Below are 19,554 nucleotides of genomic sequence, written 5' to 3' on the forward strand. Positions count from 1 at the left end.
ATACAGTTTACCGTCAAGTGTTTTTTTGAAACCCATGTTTTTTTTAACACGTGTATTTTTTGAAACCCATGTTTTTTTGAAAACCTGCGTATTTTTTAAAAATCGGATCTTTTTTACCAACTCTATGTTTTCACCCTGTTTCCCGATATAATATTTGAGTAGGTCATGGGCGTGTAACCTTTTGGGATTTCATTCGTTTATTAAATGAGAGGGGGAAAGAAATGGATCGCGATATTTTAGAACAGCTTTACGTTCGCAACTACAATTCTGCATTACTCTACACCCTTTCCCTCTGCCACAGCCGGGAAACTGCGGAAGATATCGTCTCTGAGGCTTTTGTAAAGGCTTATCTTTCTCTTTCTGATGAGCATACATCCTTCCAGTACTGGCTGCTTCGCGTATGCAAGAATTTATGGATTGATCTTCTACGGCGAAGAAAAAGAATTTCCGATGATCCCCATGCGCTGCATCATATTGCCGACGGTACAACGCCTGAAAAAAATCTTCTTCGTGAGGAAGGAAACGCAATCCTGTATGAATGTATCCAGCGGCTGCCCGATTCTGATCAGGAGCTGCTAGTCCTGCATTACTTTTCAAATTTGCAGTTGAAGGAAATCGCCAGGATGCTGGGTGCAACGCCGGGAAGCATCAAAACACGGATGTTTCGCGCAAGAAAGAATCTGAAACAAATAATAGAGGAGAGTGGCTATGATATTTAAAGATGCCTTTGAACGATATAAAGCGGGGGAAGCAACTCCCGAGGAAGTTGCTATGATCGAGTCTGAGCTGGAAAAGAACCAGCTTATTTCAGAATTTCTTGAGGAAGAATTGGATCAAAGCTATGCGTCAAACGCCGAGCCAAGCGTTGAATTAAATCTAGTGAAAAAAGCAATTAGACGGCGCAGTCTAAATATCGTACTGATATCAGTGATGATTATGGCTGTTCTAGCCCTGCTGATTCCCTTTGCCGTAAAGCCTCTGATCAATGACCAATACTATAATCCCATGACCATGAAATACGATGAGTTTGCATATGATATCGACTTTTCACTCATTGCATATACCGAACTTCATCAAGCAGGTTATTATTATGCAAATTCCATGATTGAAAACACAGAAATCGGAAAATACTCCCTGACTCTTTCCCGATATAATTTCTTTAAAGGAGAGCAGGAATATCTCACTGCATCTCTGGACAAGAACAAGCTGACTCTCCCTTATTCTTTTGAGGCCAGCAATCTCTCCATGAATATATTCGACAGGGCAGCAGCTCCAAGCTACTCCCTCCCGACCGACAGCAAGGAATGGTATCTGCAGAAGATAAAAGAACTTCCCGACTATATCAACGTGACCGCAGCCGTTTCTTTCTCCAGAGATCTTACCATGGAAGAACTAGTGGACTTAAAAAAGACCAGCCGCACACTGTTTGTATGGGCCGGCATCCGTAATGCACCGGAGGATGAACAACTGTATCCTCTCTGCGGTATGGAGCTTACAGGCTCCGGATATATTTACGAGGGGATCAATAAAAAATATCCTTGCTTTGAGCTCGCTACGCTCTCAAAAAGCAATGGTGATACGAAAAGTACTGATTACGAGACGCACTTCTTCAGCCTTCTAAACTATTCACTGGATCATACGAAATTTTTAGAAATGCTGCCGTCTGATCGGGATTGGCCGCGCTATTATCAGTCCGTACTGGACTACGTATCCGCCCAAGGGGTCAAGACTTACGGTGTGATGGTACAGGGATCGCCATCAGACATTCTGGCACTTCAGGAGAGCGGTATTGTCTCACAAATCTGGCCGATGGATGCGAACATCGGTTTCTAGAGGCTTCAATCGGAGTATACTCAGCCAAAATGCGGTTCGTCGGCTCTGCCTTGCTGCATTTCTCAGCAAAACGGTACCGTGGTTAGCCTCGCATCATTCCAAGCAAAGCACCCGAAACAAAGGGAATCAGCCAGATCAGCCATACCAGGATGCTGAATCTGTGAAATGTAGATTTCAGCCTTAGATCATTTTGGGCCAATACCCGGGTGGCCCATAACGTATGGATCAGCATCAGCAGAATTGCAAGAATACCGGTGATCCCGTGAAAATTCATGCGAAAGCCTTCTCCTGCAAGCCTGCTCATGTTTGCTGTACCTAACGTATCAAAAACCAAACCGGTCCAGAATAGCACCAGATGCCACCCTTTAAGGCTTCCTTGAATCTTCTCGCCCCAGACGGCCACAGTATAAAATACCAGCGCAAGATTGATAAAGATCACTGCAAAAATTAACATTGCCATGAACAACTCCTTATAATCGTTATTGTCCTTTAGCATGCCCCTCTTCAGGGAATTTAAGCCTGAACATCTCATAGGAATTAATAATTATAAGATATCCAAAAACAACGAAAAAGATGGCAGTAGCCATCTTTTTTCAAACTGCTAGTTACTCTCCTTTGACAAAGGAGGGCAACTTATGATTAACCTATTTTTGATTTTCTTTTTTTCCTTTTCAGGTTCACTTCTGCTTGCGCGTCCCTCTTTTTCTTTCGGCATTTCTCACAGATCTCATTACTTTCACCAGGTTTTAATTGACATCCGCACTGTCTGCATTTTTTTATCATGTAAATCTCCCTCCTCTTTTTTACTTTCTTAATCTGATCTGTAAAATCCCCGTTTTACAGGTCTTTTGAAGATACTATGCCGGAAACGCAGGGCCGCGATCACTAGGCCAATAAGGCCAAGGACAAGAATCACTTTCAGCCAGGTCTGACCAGATACCTGATCAAAATTGAAGCACCGTACATTGATCCACATTTGATTGAGCTCTGCGTTCACATCGTCGGGGAAATAAAGCATTACCGCGCTTCGATCAAAGACTTCAAGGGGAGGGTACTGAGCAAACAGCTGGCGCTGCGCCTGATCGGCCGGGGCTGTGATTACATAGTCCTCATCGGTGTCATCTCCGCTGAAAAAGTAGCCCAGCGGATACCGGATCGTATCCCCTTCTTCAGCACCGTAGCAATAGTCCACATAATCAAAGATTTGAGAATCCTCCCCACCGGAGATGACGGAGGTATAGCCTACATAGTACATATTCCTGACTACGTTATCCGGTCTGGAAAGGAAATTGATAAACGCTTCTGCGGCCTGCTGCTTCTCAGTATCACCCTTAATGCCCGATTTTAGCATCACCCAGCCGTCAAACCAGAGATTGGTGCATTCCTCGGGAACGGCGAACTTCAGGTAGTAGTCATCTGCTTCCGCCTGATCCAGTGTATAGGCACCGTCGCCGGACCACTGCAGATTGGCGACAACCTTTCCTGTAACCATATCGGCTTTGCCGCTTTCCGTTTCAAAGGAGTAGACATTCTGCCGAATCTCCCGCAGGATCGGCTCTGCCTTGGCCATAGTCCCGGGGCTGGTGTCATTCATCAGCTCTGCCAGTTTCTCATGATAATCCGGGCTGTTTTTGAATTCATCACTGAGCAGTCGTTCTTGATTCATTATTGCCAGAACCGGAAAGTAGGCTTCTCTTGCGCTATCCTTTATGGTCACCTGCTTCCGAAATGCAGGATTGGTCAGAATCGACCAAGTGGATGCCTCCTCATCGCTGACCTCCTCCGGGTTGTACACAATACCGATGACCCCCCACATATATCCTGCCATATAAGCACCCCAAGGTTTTCCGTTAATTTCGTTGCCGGAAAATATGTCTTCAATATACGGAGATACGCCTCTGGTGTAGTAATTATACTCCACGGAAGGATCAAAAAAGCGGGCTGACAAAGGCTGCAGCAGATCCTCTTTCATTAGCTTCATCATCATATATTCCGATGGGCATACAAGGTCAAAGGTGTCCCCCAAAGTCAATTGGCTGTATAAATCCTCATTGGTTCCATAGGTGGAATATTCAACCTTCACCTGCTTCCCATAAGTCTCATAATACCAAGCTTCGAAATCTGCAACCAGGCCATCCTTGCTTGTGATGGTTCCGCTGTCCAGCTCGATTGCTTCCTCATCATCCCAGCCGCCCTCGTCAATGTATTCTTCCCAGTTGGCCACCTTCAATACCGTGACATCGCTGGGGCTCTTTGCTTCTGCTATAAAATTCCACTGCGGCAAAGCAGCATGTCCCACTATCAAATTTTCTCTCATGGGAGCTCCAAGCGGCAAGCCCTGCAACATAGGTGAAATTGCAATCAGAACAGACAGAAAAATCGCAAGTGCTGGAACAGACAGTTGATTCAAAAGTGCTGCAACGGACAGGCGAATCCAATGGGCTGCAACAGACAGACGATTCCAACGGGCTGGAAGTTCTTTTGCCTTGAAGCTTGTTTTACCGTTCATTTTTAACACGCTTGCCACCATCCTTTCTGCCTCCGGCAAGATTCCCCATCAATACCGCCAGAAGGATGATCACAAAAATCACGGTGGACAAGGCCCATAGCGCTGTTTTGATATCAGTCTGAGCACCCTTTGTGGCATTTACCACATAGGTGCTGATGGTATCAAAGGTTGCAGGCTTCGTATAAGTTGTTATAAAATAATCATCCAGAGAAAGGGTTACCGCCAGCAGGAAGCCTGATACAATCCCTGGAATCAACTGGGGAATGACCACTTTTCTTAAAGCCGTTGCCGCATTTGCACCCAAATCCAGTGCTGCCTCATACAGATTATGATCCATCTGTTTTAGCCTGGGCACAACAGAAAGGTAGACAAAGGGCGTGGCAAGTACAACATGACCAACAATCAAGGGAATAAAGGTTTCCTTATCCACACCGAGTACAACGATCAGCAGTACGCAGATGGAAAATCCCGTTACCACATCCGCATTGACCACTGGAATCTGATTGGATGCGACAACAAAGCTTCGAAGCCCTTTTCTGGAATAGAAGGCGCCGATGGCCCCCATAGTTCCAAGAATGGTTGAAATCACTGCACTCTTCATTGCCAGTGACAGGGTTCCGGCGATCATCTCAAGCAGCTCAGGGGTTGTAAAAAGCTTACTATAATTTCGAAAGGAAAAATCTCCTGAGGTACCAATGGTAGGAGTGTCCGTAAAGCTATATACAGCAAGAATCAAAATCGGCAGGTACAAAAACAGCAATACCAGACCAAGCCAGGCTCCGCCCATAATTTTTCGCATCACAGCAAGGCCCCCCTTCTGTTATCATCTTCTCTGAATCCGTTGGTTGCCCAGGTCAGAAGAAAGATAATCAATAGCAGGATGATGGATATCATGGAACCGCTGTTCCAGTCATAAGAACTAAAATAACTGCCAATGAGGCTTCCCATGATATAGGTACTGTTGTACAGCATATCAAGGATGACATAATTGGTCATGGCCGGCAGGAATACCATGGTCACCCCACTTACGATCCCCGGTGCCGAAAGAGGCAATATGACTTTCACAAAAGCAGCAGCTTTGCCTGCACCCAGATCATACGCCGCCTCCAAAAGGCTTTCGTCCATCTTGGTCAGTGTTGTAAACAGGGGAAGGATCATAAAGGGAAGAAAATCGTAGGTCATCCCGATGATGGTGTTCAAAAACGGATGGTACGCCAGATTTCCTTCCAGCAGGGTCAGCACTTCCTTCAGCGCAACGATTCTCAGGGTAAAATTGATCCACATAGGAACGATAAATATAGCCAGCAAGATTGTTTTTCTCTTCATTTTGCTTCGGGCCAGTATGTAAGCGGCCGGATACGCAATGAGCAGGCAGGTGCAAGTGGTTGTAACGGCGATCAGTACGCTGTAGAACAGCGTCCCCACGGTATTGGGGCTGCTGAAAAATCCCGTCAAATTGCCCAGAGTGAAGCTTCCCTCTCCGTTGGTAAATGCATAATAGAGAATCACCAAAAGAGGGGCGATGACAAAGCAGATCAAAAACGCAGCGTAGGGAATGCAAAGCTGCCTTCGTGAAAAATGGTAGTTCATCAGCGTTGCTCCTCCATGATTTCCAGAGATAGCTGGATGCGCTCCGCAGGCACCGAAATGCTTACATGATCCTCTTCGTTCCAAAGATCCTTGTCATGGAGGTGAAAGTCCGCCCCACTCTTCGTACGCACTACATAATGATAATGATCTCCTTTGTAAATGAGAGAAATGATATGTCCCGTCAGATCCCCCTCTTCAAGATCATCGCTCATGGTAACAGAAGCAACCGGCACTTTCACCTTTACCGGTGTTCCGATTATGTTGATTTTCTTTCCTTCCCTGTCCATCAGACCGTTGGGTTCTATTCTTGAGCCAGGGTACAGCATTGTCACATCACAGCCAAACTCCCCGTCTGCGAAGGCCACCTTGTCGAGGGCTGTAATAACGCCTTCGTAACGATTGACACTGGTGTCCGAAGGAATGACATGAATCCCATCCGGCTCAATGGTCAGGCCCAGCACTTCACCGATGGCTGCAAGCTTGGTACTCCGCATTACGATTTCACTTTCTCCCGATTCCAGAGTAATTTCATAATGCATGCCTTTAAAGATAACCGAACGAACCACTGCATTTAATTGTCCTGCACCAGCTGGCGCCATGCCGATATCCTCCGGTCTGACAACCACGTCTACATCGGACCCTACAGGGAAGTCATCGAGACATGGAAACTCCGAACCGCAGAACAGGACCACCTTTTTGCCGGACATTTTACCGTTAAAAATATTGCTTTCCCCAATAAAGTCTGCAACAAATACGGTGTTGGGCTCATTGTAGATCTCTTCCGGCGTTCCGATTTGTTGGATCATTCCATCTGACATGACCACAACCTTATCGGACATGGTAAGGGCCTCTTCCTGGTCGTGGGTCACATAGATAAAGGTAATCCCCAGCCGCTCATGCATGGATTTTAGCTCCAGCTGCATTTCTTTACGCATTTTTAAGTCAAGCGCTCCGAGAGGCTCGTCCAGCAGCAAAATTTCCGGTTCGTTCACAATGGCTCTTGCGATGGCGATTCTTTGCTGCTGCCCGCCGGAAAGCGTGGATACATCGCGCTTTTCAAATCCCTCCAGATCAACGACCTCCAATGCCCGTTCTACCTTTTCCCGAATTTCTGCACCAGACAGCTTCTCTTTCCGCGTCATCGTTTCTCCAGCTTTGTTCCGATAGGTTACCTCTTTTGTCTTTAATTTCAAGCCGAATGCAATATTCTCAAAGATATTCAAATGGGGAAACAGTGCATACCGCTGAAACACGGTATTGATGGGCCTCTTATTGGGCGGCATCACACTGATATCTCGTCCGTTCAGCAGGATCTGCCCTTCCGTAGGCAGCTCAAATCCGGCAATCATCCGAAGTGTTGTGGTTTTCCCGCATCCCGACGGGCCCAGAAACGTTACAAATTCGCCCTTTTTTACATCCAGGCTGAAGTCCTTTACGGCGACGACATTGTCGTAGCATTTTCTGATATTTTTGAGCTCTATAATCGATTCCATTGCATTCCTTTCTGATATGAATCTGTATTTATTTTGATGATAGGCTTGGTCTTTCGACAAGATTGATCTGCACGAAGATTATCTCGCAACTGCCTTTTGAAACCATTCCATAGTAGCCCTTTTGTGCTCCTCAGGAAGCTTCTCTGCCACTTGTCCGTGCAGCCATGCAAGGGTTTTATTCCTTAGATATTGTCTCATCTGGTCTTCCGCTTCCAGCATGACGACTTTGATCAGACAAGGGCATTTCGTATGGGTGTCGGGCAGGTTGTCCTTATCCAGCAGCAGCTCATTCTGTCTGATTTCAGCACACTGGAAGAGCGGAGAAGCCCCTTCTATGGCTTCAATGATATCCCAGAACGTAATGTCCTCCGGTTTTCCAGCCAATTCGTATCCCCCGTTGACCCCTGGGATTGATTTAACAAGCCCCGATTTTCTAAGCTTTGTATATACTTTTGAAAGGTAGGTTTCAGACACACCCTGATATGCTGCCAAATCTTTTATTCCAACAGATTTACCCGCTGGAAGATCCACCATATACAGCATACAGTGCAATGCGTACTCTACTCCTATCGAAAACTGCAAAATATCACTCCTTTTCAAATGAAAGTCTCTCACCATAGTACTGCAATCTAGCTTGTCCGTCAATATTAGCGATAAATGTTATCTGGAATATATTTTATTCCTTGACACTTGAGCCCCTTCATGTTAGATTTAATGTAGATAATAGTTATCTGCGATATATCCAATAGTTTTAAGGAGGCAATCCAACATGCTTACAGAAAAGTTTTATGAAGTACTGAAAAACGAAGGCGTCGTATCCATCGTATCCTGGGGGAAAGACGAACCTCATATTGTAAACACCTGGAATTCCTATCTTGTGGTGACACCGGATGAAAGAATTTTGATTCCCGCTTACGCTATGAGAAGAACAGAGAAAAATGTGAAAGAAAACAATCGGGTTAAGCTTACATTGGGAAGCAGAGAAGTCATGGGGTTTAACGATTATCAGGGAACAGGATTTGTCTTGGAGGGAACCGCTAAGTATTTGGAGTCCGGTGCGGAATTCGATATGATGAAAGAAAAGTTCTCCTTTTTAACAAGGGTTCTGGAAATCACGCCTCTCTCTGCAAAGCAAATGCTGTAACAGGACGATGTAACGGGGGATAGCGATACGGCAAAGAGGTGCCCTGCTGTACGCTCATGGAGAAAATACGCATGCCGGAGCAGTAAGCGCTCCGGCATTGTTTTATGTTTTCGGCCTCATTTATCCAAACAGAAAAAAACATATTATATTGTGTTACTGCCTTTCCTTCTAATTAACTTTCCTTCTATTTATATCGATCAAGCAATGAAAAAACAATCTCTAAAAATAGCTTCGTTTCCTCGAAGTTTGGTGAATGCGCCGAATGCTCAAAGGAGTAAAATGCTTTTTCAGGAGCTTTCATCAATTCAAAATATTGCAATGCAAGTGAATAAGACACTTGCAGATCGTACACCCCGTGAAAAATATAAATCGGGACTTCAAACTGGTTCGTCGTTCTCATAAGATTTTCACGGGTAACAATGTGAAACATTTTATCGGTGGAGAACTTACTTCCCAATCCATACTTCATAAAATCCAGAGCGGAATAGCCTTCAAATAAGAAAACCGCTTTAATCAACTCTGCCATTTTATAGTTTTCTATATGTTTGATGCCCACTCCATATTTGTTCATATAGTTGGTACGGGCCGCTCTCAAATATTCATCTGTTGGAAAATCGTCTTTATTTGGATCTGTCTTCTTTAAATCTCTTACCGCCTTTTCATCTTTGATTTCGGTTGCATGCTGCAAGAGAAAACCATAAGCTGCTCTTTCCGATTCCAGTTGATCCGATACCTGGCCAATACCAAAATAGGCCTTATAATATTCCGGCTTCGCACTGATTACTTTTGTCCCAAGGAAAGTTCCCCAGGAATGACCCATTATGTAAATCTGTTTTTGATTGAACCGCTCCATGAGATGCTCGGTCAGCTCAATTGTATCGCTGACCATAAGTTCCAATGTCATTTTGTCTGCTTCCAGCCGGGCGCCATAGCTAAGTCCCGCCCCACGCTGCTCCCAATAGCAGACGGTGAATCGTTCCTCCAAACGTTCTCCTGGCATAAACTGATGCATTGCCACCTCCGGAGAGCCGGGGCCTCCATGCAAAAACAGCAAAACAGGGTTGTTCTTATTTTCGCCTGCGATAAAGAAATACTGCTTCTTTCCTCCAATTATGACTCCTTCACGGGTGGAGATCCCATTCTCATAGGGTTTTCCGTCATGATCCAGCAGAGTTATGGGTTTTCCTTTGCCCTTCAGCGCAATTAAGATCAGGAATGCGGCCAAAATCAAGATTAAAACTGCTATCAGGATACTCATATGTCTTTACCTACTTCTTTCATCATTATTAAGGCGGTCCGTCTCTAGTTTCCTTTATTTTACACATTCTTTTCGTCACTTGCAATAGCACAACGCCCATTAGCCTGTAAACCATTTAGACAATATATTGACTTTATTAAATCTTAGTGATATCCTCTACATAGACAATATACTGTCTTTGTAAAAGGAGGAAAAATGAATTACGAAAAAGTGATGAAGGAATATTCCCTCATGCAGCAAATATACGCAACGCTTTTTTCCATTGCGAATAAGCTTCAGATAAAGGGAGATGAACAGTTTGAGAATTTAACCTCACGTCAATTTATGGCATTGCTAGCAGTTATGCATCTACCAGAAAATAAAACAACGATCAATAACATCTCAAAAAAATTAGGAACATCAAAGCAAAATACAAATGTTCTAATCAGTGCCATAGAAAAAAAAGGCTACGCTGTGACAATACCAAGCATGCTCGATAAGCGAGCTGTAAATGTTAAAGTCACAGAACCCGGCAAAGAGGTTATGATGGAATGCGGCAAGAAAGGGATTGCCTTTTTCGCAAACCTATTTCACGGTTTTACGGAAGCAGAGCTTGAAACGCTATGGAATTTACTTAAAAAATTGTATTGTTTCGACGGTGAAGAACTTGATGGTTTTGAGGAAGACATCGATACTAAATTCAAAGTCACTGAAGATGAGCAGATTCGAGCAATTGAAGAGTTCGCCGAACTCAGAAATAAGATGGGAGGAGAGGATTAAAGATGCAATTATATGCAGAACCTAGAAAAGCACTTGCTGATGAAGAAATTGAAATTCACCTTACCGAATTACCACCATTCGGTAAGGTAAAGCTGCGTGCAAACATGCGATTGCCATGGGCAGAGAAAACAAAGTTTGAGTCCTTTGCATGTTTTACCGCTGATGCACAAGGTACATTAAACTTATCGACACAAAAGCCTGATTTCGGAACTTACGATTTTCCGGATGCGATGGGGCTGATTCTCTCAATGAAAATGGTTAAGGGAGGGCTAAAAGATATCGTAAAAAATATTTCTACAGAAAAGAGTCTTTTTATTGAAATCACCGCAGAGCACGGTAATAAACAGGCCTGTGTCACATTAGAACGATTGTATAAAAAACCTGAGGTGAAAATCCAGAAGGTCACAGATGGATTTGTTGGCGAGTTCTTTTATACGGAAAACACCAGCAATAAGACGATCGTAGCCTTGGGTGGTTCCGATGGTAATATGGCCGCTCTTTCCATTATTTCTGCCCAACTGGCATCCCATGGGTTTCATGTGCTATCGGTAGCATATTTTAATGAGACGGGCTTACCGAAAAAACTTGCGGAAGTTCCTATTGAATACTTCGAAAGAGTATTTCAATGGCTGGATCAAAATCCAATCACAAAAGGAAATGAAATTTATGTGCACGGAACCTCTAAAGGCGGCGAACTGGCACTCCTGCTCGCATCAAAATACCCTATTATTAAGAAAGTGGTCGGGTTTGCTCCACATGCCTATTGTTTTCAGGGACTGAACAATAAAAATGTTTCTTCCTGGACATATGGGAAGCACCCATTACCTTTTATCCGGCTAAAGAATCGGATTCTGTATAAGAACATGCTGGATTGCTTCATCAGAAATATACCGTTCGGTTACATGCATACCTATAAAGCCGCGGTAGCTTCCGCGCAAAACAAAGAAGCTGCCCGAATAAGGATTGAAAATGCAAAGGCGGATTTATTACTGTTTGCCGGTAAAAATGATAACATCTGGAACGCCGCCGACGGCTGTAATGAAATTATGGATACATTGACCCGATTTGATTATCCATATAATTATCAGTTTTTCTCTTATGAAGATACCGGTCATCCATTTCCTTTTCCCTATACGATTCCGTTAAGTGTCACACTCAGCATGAAACTGTTCCCTAGAATCGTTTTTGTAACAGGCGGAACAGTCAAAGGAAATACGTATGCGCAAAAGGATTCGTGGGCGAAAACCATTGCGTTTTTTAACAGTTAGAAGGCTTTCATTCTGTTTCATCTGCTGTCATATCAATACAATGTCTTACCAAACCCGCTTTATGAATACAGTGTTTGCCATCGAAGCAGATTGAGACGTCAGATCTAGCTACAGAGGATATTGAATCACTTCAAGATCATCGATCCGGTTCTCTCCATTTGCCATCCGAACCTGATAATACATGATGATCTTTTTCGAATCCTCCATCTGTCCCAAATTAAACTGAATCGATTGATAATTACTGGCATCCGACATATCCTCCAGAATCCAGGAATAACCATTCCATCTTCCCGTTGCAATTTGCTGGTCCGATGCCTTTATCTCTCCGTTATATTTACAAGTTCCAAAATTTGTTGAGACAGTATTATTCGAAAGATCGATGGTGATATTGTCGATGAGCCTTAGCCCTTCCTTTTGGCTGATTGTATATTGCTCATCATCGGTTTTTTCAATGGAAATAACCCCATCCGCCGCCTTATATAGTTTGATGTTATCCGATAATCCCAGATATTCGTCATATTCCTCTTGGCTCAATCCAAAATTGGGATGGTACGGCAGCTCTTTGCCCTCATACTCTTTCACATAATCCGTGAGCCAATCCGGATTTGCTGCAATCCCAATTTGCAGTTTATCAATCAATTCTGTCAATCGATCGCTATCCTCGGCACTTTGCAATCCCATTGCCATCAGGTCTACATTGACGGTTCCTACCGGCAGCATCTCTTCCGGCGGTATCGCACCACCAGATCCTTCAATATCCCCAGCACCCTTGCAGCTGGTAAGCGCAATGATCAAAATCATGATTAATACGAACACAAATTTTTTTTTCATTGGTTTATGCCTCCGAATATAAATCGTAGTAGTCTAGTACCATCTTACCTTATTTTTACTACTTTACCAATCATATTTTCTGACATCAATCGTTTCTATTTTACAAATATTTTGTTCCTCTAACCGATTGTCCCTACTTACGAAATAGCGGTAGAACTCCGTCCCTCTTACTTTTTGCTTATTCTTCTTTCCAAATTCCGGAAAGATTTTTGTCAATAATAAATTTTACTAGTTGCGTCCTATTCTGCACCTCCAGTTTTTCGTATATATTATATCCATGCTTCTTCACCGTATTGAGTGCAATTCCTGCCTTCTTGGCAATATCAGCGTTACTCGAGCCCATATAAATCAAACCCATGATTTCAATTTCCCGGTTGGTAAGCCTGAATTGATTTTTCAGCATATAGGAAAGACTCTTTTCGTTTTTTCGAATCGTTTCCGCATCCGCTTCAAACCTAGCATGCAAATGCGGTTGAAGCTGCTTTAATATATAAACGTCTCGTTCTGAAAAATCTCCGTTTCGTTCGCATTTGTACAGGCTTATGGCTCCGTGAAATCTTCCTTGGCAGGCAAGGACGATTCCCGAAATATAAACCAAATCATAGACTTTAAGATAGTTTAGGTAAAACGGGCTCTGCTTGCGAACTTCTTCGTTCAGAAGATCGGATTCTCTGTAAACAAGTGACTCCGGGCTCATGAAAACCCAATTCACATAATCCATCGGGGCAAAGACGTTCTCATACTGGTATATGAATTCCTCCTCGAACTTCTTGCTGAATTTACTCACTACGATAGGATCAACCAACTGAGGCGCAGATGCCTTCTTGATAATGCCGATGTCGAATTCCGAAAAATCAAAATCAATAAGGTTCATAAGCTTTTGAAGAAAAGCAGTCCTCATGGAAGCCGAGTCTCTAATATTGTTGATGGTAATCACCAAATCGTTGAGCTTTTCCCATTCGCTTTGTGATAGCATAAATCTTCCTTCCTAATTCCAGTATGATAAGCAAAGCCTATCATGTCCGGTAGTATTTGTCTACCACTAAAGTAGTATTTTTATTCCTGATAAATACCACTTAATACTGTTTTAACCCAGAAATAAAAACAGTATATTTAAGGAAAGTTATATCTAATAAAACGAGATTGTTTCTTTGCCTGCATCGTTGCCGGCAATCGGAAAGAGGTGTATGAATGGTCGACTTGAAGCCCTGGGGAGAATTAAATTGTGAAGAAATCAAAGACGCGGACGTAACCGTAATGGGCGTTCCATTTGACGGAGCAGTAAGCTGTGGGAAAGGGTCCGCTTTGGCCCCTGAAAAAATCAGAAGCCTATCCAGGTATCTTCCCGCAACGACAGAAGAGGGGTTTGTGATTGATCACCTGAAGGTATATGATCACGGTGACGTTCCTTTCAGTTTGAACTGGGAAGAATATTATGCAAAAGTAGAAAAAGAAGCACTGACTCTTTTCAGTATGGGTAAATTTTGTCTGTTCTTTGGAGGAGACCATTCCGTGACGATCCCGCTGACCAGAGCTTACGGACAGCATTATCAGGGCAAGCGAATCGGTATCATTCACTTTGACTCCCATCCTGATCTGTGCGATGAGTATGATGGCTCAAAATGGTCGCACGCCTGCCCGATTCGACGAGCGGTGGAAGATGTTATCAAACCTGCAGATCTGGCCCAGGTGGGCATCAGATCCTACGAAAACGAGGAAGTGGTGTTTTACAAGGAAAACCCCGAGCTTCTTCGAATCAGAGCATACGACATTTTCTATGAGGGCTGGCAGGCTGCCTGCGAGAAACTAAAGACAAAGTTCCAAGGGTATGATGCTTTGTACATCAGCCTTGACATTGACGTTCTGGATCCTGCCTTTGCTCCGGGAACAGGTACTCCTGAAGCCGGTGGATTATCATCAAGAGAGCTTATGGAAATCATTAAGTTTCTCATGACAAATCTTCCGATTGCAGCCCTTGATCTTGTAGAAGTTTCTCCTCCCCTTGACAGCGTGAACAATATTACTTCCTGGGCTGCCCTGAAAATTGTTTATGAGGTATTTGGTAAATTGTCAAAATGAAAAACATGAAATTTCGGAGGTATTTATGGAAAGCATAACGTCCATTCGGGAAGAACTCACGGGCAAAACAGAAATGAGCCCCGAAAATGAAAATGACTTGTTGATCAGACTGGAAGAAATCGAAAGAGACGGAAAAGTCGTTAACCCTCTGCCAAAATCGGACTGGATCGGGATTGCGATAACATTCTTTGTGCTTGGCCTCCTCCCGCTTCTGTATTATGCAATTAAGCTGTTTTAGGGAGGAAAGGAATCATGCGTAAACACGAAATGAACATCAACAGCGAAGTTCAGTTTGACCTTCTGCCAATTATGAAGAATGATCGGGAATATGGCTTTCGGGATTATTCGTTTGTCATTACCGGTTTTGCGGTCGCTACATGGTGCTTCTTGATTGGAGGCACGCTTGCACTTTTTGTAGATTTTAAGCTTGCAATCATTGCATCCATATCCGGCAATATGATTGCAATCATATTGCTCAGCATGTCAACCTCCCTGCCATCTGCAAAATATGGAATAGACGGGTTCACCTCCTCTATCAGCTACCTGGGTCATAACGGAACAAAATCCTATCTTGTGCTCAACGCGGTAGTTACCGTGGGCTGGACCATCGTTCTTTGTACTTTAGTTTCCCGATCAGTGATCCAGATTCTAAACTACATAACCGGCAAAGATTTTTCATCCAACTTATATGTTGTCGTATTTGGCCTGATTGTTGCTCTTTTCTGCTGGTTCGTAACCCTGAGAGGACCGCACCTGATCAAGATCATGAGCACCATCGTTGTTCCTGTATTCTTAGTCGTCATTGTCATTCTTATCTTTCTCATCAGCAGAAGTGTCGGTTGGGGAGAGATCGCGCAAATGTCAGCTTTGGAACCCTTTGATGATCCGTGGCTAAACTTCCTTATCGCCTTTGAGCTCAGCCTTGGCGCCGGTTTTTCATGGTGGCCTAACATCGGAGGCCTTGCAAGAATCTGTAAGACATCAAGGGCCGCTTTCTGGCCCAATATATTAGGACTTGTATTTGCAGCTACTGTCGGCACAGCACTTGGAGCCGCAGCAGCTCTGCTTATTGGAGACAGCGACCCTGCCTCATGGATGATTCCGATCTGCGGAGGGGCACTTGGAATCCTTTCCTTGATCCTTGTAAGCATAGCAAATATCTCGGCAAATTCGATTATGATTTACACCACTTCGCTTGGACTGAAGCAGGTCAGGGCTTTGTTCAGGCAGAGATGGTTCATCGTAACGGCTGTTTATATGGTACCGACTTTAATCGGCCTGTTTTGGTCAAATCTTATCTATGACCATTTCTATTTTATTCTCGGCCTGGCTTGTCTGATCTACTGTCCGATTTCGATGATGGCAGTAGTGGACTTTTTCCTCCTCAGAAATCAGAAATGGGACATGAGACAGTTCTATAACAAAACTCCGGAATCAAAGTTCTATTTCTGGAAGGGCTTTAATCCGGTTGCTGTCTTTGTATTTATTACTGCCACCCCTGTTTATTACTTCTTCCTTGATCCAATCACACTGGAGTGTACTCCCGCTTTTCGATATGCCACAGCAACAGGCGCAGTTGCTGTTTATTGCGCCATCATATATTACATCCTGAGCAAAGCAGTATGCTTTAGAATGAGCAAAGGAGGATATGAACAGTAAGCTGCGGTTTGTACAAAATATCCGCCTTGTTAAGTAGCCTGCAAAGTTTATAACTCAAATTAATCATATAAGTTTTTCACTCCTGTATTGACACTTCTCCGTCATATGCTATTATATTAAATATCACAATATGTAGTATCGATTACTCGATGTAATGATTATTATTGTTATTACATATGCATACGGTGAAAACGATCGTACGGAGGGCAATATGAAATTACCATCTCTTGTAGTAGGGGACCTAACCATACAAAAACCAATTATACAAGGCGGAATGGGGATTGGCGTTTCCAGGTCCAGGCTGGCTTCAGCAGTTGCAAATGAAGGTGGCATCGGTGTCATTTCAGGTGTGGTGCTTGGATTTTTGGAACCAGATTTCGAAACCAATCCCATGGAGGCGAATATCCGCGCGCTGAGAAAAGAAATCCGTGCCGCAAGAGAACTTAGTCCAAATGGCGTGATCGGAGTCAATTTTCTGGCTGCAGTGAATGACTATGAGGAACTCGTGAAAGCGGCAGCCGAAGAAGGGATCGATATCATCATCTCCGGTGCCGGCCTTCCTTCAAAGCTCCCCGAACTCGTGCAGGGCTACAATACGAAAATAGCTCCGATGGCTTCATCAGGAAGAACTGCTGCTGTAATCTGCAAAATGTGGGATAAGCGATACAATCGGCTTCCTGATATGATTGTTGTAGAAGGCCCGGATGCCGGAGGGCACTTAGGCTTCAGCATGGAAGAATTGACATCAGATAACAGACCCACGCTCGAGGGCGTGCTGAAAGAAGTCCTGGAAGAGATACGGCCTTTTGAGGAAAAATATGCAAAGAAGATTCCGGTCGCCGCTGCGGGTGGAATTTTTACCGGAGCAGATATCGCCAGATATATAAAACTCGGCGCCTCAGCGGTTCAGATTTCCACAAGGTTCATAACCACCGACGAATGTGATGCACATATCAATTTCAAAAATGCCATTATCCATGCAGAAGAAGGAGATATCGAGATCATAAAAAGCCCGGTTGGAATGCCAGGAAGGGCTTTGAAGAATCAATTTTCGGAGAAGATTAAAACCACTCCCTTAAAGATCGATCATTGCTCGGGCTGCATGAAATCCTGCCATGCGAAGGAAGCAAAATTTTGTATTGTAGAAGCGCTGATTCGGTCAGTAACCGGCAATGTTAATGACGGCTTGGTCTTTACTGGAACGAATGCATATCGAGTCAACGAAATCATGAGTGTTCGGAATTTGATGAATGAGCTGGTCAACGAAGCAGAGAAAGCCTAATCAGACGGTTCAACGTTTTCAATTAAAACCCCTAGAACTAATATTGATTTCTAGGGGTTTTGTGTTTATTTTATCAAATCTTTTTTATTTATCTTGAATATAGGATCAACCTGTAAGCCAATTGTACTCATTAAAGCTTCGCCTTATTTTACTTTATTTAAGCTTGCCTGTCTTTATTGAGGAAGATGCTGTAGCAGCAGAGTTCTTTTCGGATTTCTTTTCAGCGCTCTTCTTCTTCTTCTTTTCCTTGTCCTTCGGACTTTTATCTCCCATAGTAGCTACCTCCAATCATTCTGTATTTTTTTATTTAATAATGAAGTTATAGCATACCTTTTTTAATTTTTTTGTCGAAATAATAATTTATGGCTCATTATTTTTTAATATAATTTGCCTTATTCAGGATTAAAGCATCCAGATACAGCCAACAGGTGATTTAATCTTCACTTCACCGTTGACTTCCCTGATCAGTTTCTGATAATGATAAGCTTTCTCAAACGGAATATCTCCCGGGCCATTATACACTTCTTCAATTTCTCCTGTTTTTCTATCCATATGAAGCACAATTTCCCTCAACCCCAAAATTCAATCGTAAAGATAACTTTTCTAAACTTTAGCTGAATCATACCACGCTATCCCCTATCAAACAATATTAATCACCTAAAATAACCCCGCCCACATTCGGCTTGTAGATTCCAAGCAGAATATTCATCAGCGTACTTTTTCCGGAGCCGTTTTCTCCCAATAAAGCATGGCTCTCTCCCGGATACATTTTCAGGTCTATGCTGTCGTTGGCAAGGACATTTTCAAATCTTTTCGTATTCCCTTTCATCTCCAAAAGAGGGATCTTTTCCATATCATGATTTTCCGTTTTAATAAATAAAAAAGTCAAACCACAGTAAGGAAAACGCCAGGCTTCCCATCCTGAATTTGACGAATTTTGTTCAACCCTATTCAACTCTGAGAACCTGAACAAGCGGCAGCAAAAAGCTAAAAAATGGATCAAGAAACGGTGTTCTTCATCCATAACAGAAATACAACATTAAGGCGAAAACGCGCCGCCAATGCCGTACTAAGAAAAACACCATAGCGTAGATGATTTAAGGTCACCACGTCATATTTTTAGAAAATATGATGAATTATTAATCTTATATGCATAAACTGTTGAAATTTTTAGAGCTGATTTAGTTGAATCATGAGATTTGAGAGTGATATGATAAATTAAAACTTATATAAAATAGTTTTGCAAAAGTGTTTCAATAAATTAACGAAACGAAAAAGCCGGCGACCTGAAAAACGTCGGCTTCAACTTTGACGCCAGCAGCGGCTCTGCAAATCTTCGAGAGTTTGCAGAATACGCCGAAAAAATGGACAAGCCGGCTCTCCCCGGTTCCAGACATCAGAAGAGTCTTGAAAGCAGAGGTGATGAAAAAAAGCCCTTATTCCAAGCGCACAATTAATTTTTATTTTGAAAGGGAGTGTATTTTTTATGTTAAAAGGAAGAGGGTTTCTATCTATTTTTCTGGCTTTATACATGGTGCTCAGCATGTTTCCGATGAGCTCCTTCGCACAGAGCGAGAGCGACGGATGACTTCATGATGACGCTGAAAACCGTTGCAGTACAGTCCTGGGGAGCACTACCAAGATCTCCTATCTGGTAAGACCACCGGCCTGATTCCCGCCGCTCCCAGTTCTTCTATGGTGGAAAGGACGGTACCGGACGACGACCCGCAGACGCAGAATACCTGGCAAAAGCAATGGGATGAAGACAGGGGCGCATGAAATAATTAAATAAGGGGGTGTAAAAAGAAAAGCCGCGATGGCGGTCTGAACGCTGTTAACTATTGAGTAA

The 19,554-nt window shown here is 43.4% G+C and carries 19 protein-coding genes; 9 read left to right on the forward strand and 10 right to left on the reverse strand.

All coding sequences use genetic code 11. The annotated features are described in order from the left end of the window. The first annotated feature begins 221 nt into the window (after window positions 1-221). Both FRZ06_13605 and FRZ06_13610 read left to right on the forward strand, forming a co-directional pair. Entirely contained in the window at window positions 222-719 is a 498-nt protein-coding gene (locus FRZ06_13605) for a sigma-70 family RNA polymerase sigma factor (protein QOX64305.1), read from the forward strand. Continuing rightward, a complete protein-coding gene (locus FRZ06_13610) occupies window positions 709-1,833 on the forward strand; it encodes a hypothetical protein (GenBank protein ID QOX64306.1) in 1,125 nt (374 codons plus the stop codon). The genes FRZ06_13605 and FRZ06_13610 overlap by 11 nt, the downstream gene beginning before the upstream one ends. Before the next feature lie 82 nt (window positions 1,834-1,915). Here FRZ06_13610 and FRZ06_13615 read toward each other — a convergent pair whose 3' ends face one another. From FRZ06_13615 to FRZ06_13640, 6 genes are all read right to left on the reverse strand, one after another. Next, window positions 1,916-2,287 (reverse strand): TIGR03987 family protein, encoded by a 372-nt coding sequence (locus tag FRZ06_13615; GenBank protein ID QOX65935.1) that lies wholly within the window; start codon window positions 2,285-2,287, stop codon window positions 1,916-1,918. A gap of 357 nt (window positions 2,288-2,644) precedes the next feature. Next, complete coding sequence (locus tag FRZ06_13620; protein QOX65936.1) at window positions 2,645-4,180, reverse strand: ABC transporter substrate-binding protein; 1,536 nt, start codon at window positions 4,178-4,180, stop codon at window positions 2,645-2,647. A 151-nt stretch (window positions 4,181-4,331) separates the two neighbouring features. Next, on the reverse strand, window positions 4,332-5,141 hold the full coding sequence (locus FRZ06_13625; protein QOX65937.1) for an ABC transporter permease: 810 nt from the start codon (window positions 5,139-5,141) through the stop codon (window positions 4,332-4,334). Continuing rightward, window positions 5,141-5,932: an ABC transporter permease gene (locus tag FRZ06_13630; protein QOX64307.1), complete on the reverse strand. Its 792-nt coding sequence runs from the start codon at window positions 5,930-5,932 to the stop codon at window positions 5,141-5,143. Before FRZ06_13630 ends, FRZ06_13625 begins: the two co-directional genes overlap by 1 nt. After that, window positions 5,932-7,425, reverse strand: coding sequence for an ATP-binding cassette domain-containing protein (locus tag FRZ06_13635; protein QOX64308.1), 1,494 nt, complete (start codon window positions 7,423-7,425; stop codon window positions 5,932-5,934). The genes FRZ06_13630 and FRZ06_13635 overlap by 1 nt, the downstream gene beginning before the upstream one ends. 78 nt (window positions 7,426-7,503) lie before the next feature. Beyond that, window positions 7,504-8,007, reverse strand: coding sequence for an Rrf2 family transcriptional regulator (locus FRZ06_13640; protein ID QOX64309.1), 504 nt, complete (start codon window positions 8,005-8,007; stop codon window positions 7,504-7,506). Between the two features lie 187 nt (window positions 8,008-8,194). On the opposite strand from FRZ06_13640, the gene FRZ06_13645 reads away from it, so the two are divergent. Then, entirely contained in the window at window positions 8,195-8,569 is a 375-nt protein-coding gene (locus FRZ06_13645) for a pyridoxamine 5'-phosphate oxidase family protein (protein QOX64310.1), read from the forward strand. Window positions 8,570-8,753: 184 nt separating this feature from the next. Here FRZ06_13645 and FRZ06_13650 read toward each other — a convergent pair whose 3' ends face one another. After that, on the reverse strand, window positions 8,754-9,827 hold the full coding sequence (locus FRZ06_13650) for an alpha/beta hydrolase (GenBank protein QOX64311.1): 1,074 nt from the start codon (window positions 9,825-9,827) through the stop codon (window positions 8,754-8,756). A 195-nt stretch (window positions 9,828-10,022) separates the two neighbouring features. Here FRZ06_13650 and FRZ06_13655 point away from each other — a divergent pair, with 195 nt between their 5' ends. Then, window positions 10,023-10,586, forward strand: a complete 564-nt coding sequence (locus FRZ06_13655; protein ID QOX64312.1) for a winged helix-turn-helix transcriptional regulator — start codon at window positions 10,023-10,025, stop codon at window positions 10,584-10,586. Between the two features lie 2 nt (window positions 10,587-10,588). After that, entirely contained in the window at window positions 10,589-11,854 is a 1,266-nt protein-coding gene (locus FRZ06_13660) for an acyl-CoA thioesterase (GenBank protein QOX64313.1), read from the forward strand. A 108-nt stretch (window positions 11,855-11,962) separates the two neighbouring features. On the opposite strand, the gene FRZ06_13665 is transcribed toward FRZ06_13660, so the two are convergent. Together FRZ06_13665 and FRZ06_13670 are read right to left on the reverse strand one after the other, a co-directional pair. Continuing rightward, on the reverse strand, window positions 11,963-12,685 hold the full coding sequence (locus tag FRZ06_13665; GenBank protein ID QOX64314.1) for a hypothetical protein: 723 nt from the start codon (window positions 12,683-12,685) through the stop codon (window positions 11,963-11,965). Window positions 12,686-12,863: 178 nt separating this feature from the next. Next, window positions 12,864-13,661: a helix-turn-helix transcriptional regulator gene (locus tag FRZ06_13670; protein QOX64315.1), complete on the reverse strand. Its 798-nt coding sequence runs from the start codon at window positions 13,659-13,661 to the stop codon at window positions 12,864-12,866. Window positions 13,662-13,876: 215 nt separating this feature from the next. On the opposite strand from FRZ06_13670, the gene speB reads away from it, so the two are divergent. The 4 genes from speB (at window position 13,877) to FRZ06_13690 (ending at window position 17,705) form a co-directional block, all read left to right on the forward strand. Then, entirely contained in the window at window positions 13,877-14,764 is an 888-nt protein-coding gene (speB, locus tag FRZ06_13675; GenBank protein ID QOX64316.1) for an agmatinase, read from the forward strand. Between the two features lie 25 nt (window positions 14,765-14,789). Continuing rightward, window positions 14,790-15,002 (forward strand): hypothetical protein, encoded by a 213-nt coding sequence (locus tag FRZ06_13680; protein QOX64317.1) that lies wholly within the window; start codon window positions 14,790-14,792, stop codon window positions 15,000-15,002. A gap of 14 nt (window positions 15,003-15,016) precedes the next feature. Beyond that, window positions 15,017-16,423, forward strand: coding sequence for a hypothetical protein (locus tag FRZ06_13685; protein QOX64318.1), 1,407 nt, complete (start codon window positions 15,017-15,019; stop codon window positions 16,421-16,423). Between the two features lie 211 nt (window positions 16,424-16,634). Continuing rightward, entirely contained in the window at window positions 16,635-17,705 is a 1,071-nt protein-coding gene (locus FRZ06_13690; GenBank protein ID QOX64319.1) for a nitronate monooxygenase, read from the forward strand. A 649-nt stretch (window positions 17,706-18,354) separates the two neighbouring features. Here the strand turns inward: FRZ06_13690 and FRZ06_13695 are convergent. Further along, window positions 18,355-18,558, reverse strand: coding sequence for an ATP-binding cassette domain-containing protein (locus FRZ06_13695; GenBank protein QOX64320.1), 204 nt, complete (start codon window positions 18,556-18,558; stop codon window positions 18,355-18,357). Between the last annotated feature and the right edge of the window lie 996 nt (window positions 18,559-19,554).

It is taken from the genome of Clostridiales bacterium, assembly GCA_015243575.1.
Taxonomy (GTDB): Bacteria; Bacillota; Clostridia; order Peptostreptococcales; family Anaerovoracaceae; genus Anoxybacterium; species Anoxybacterium hadale.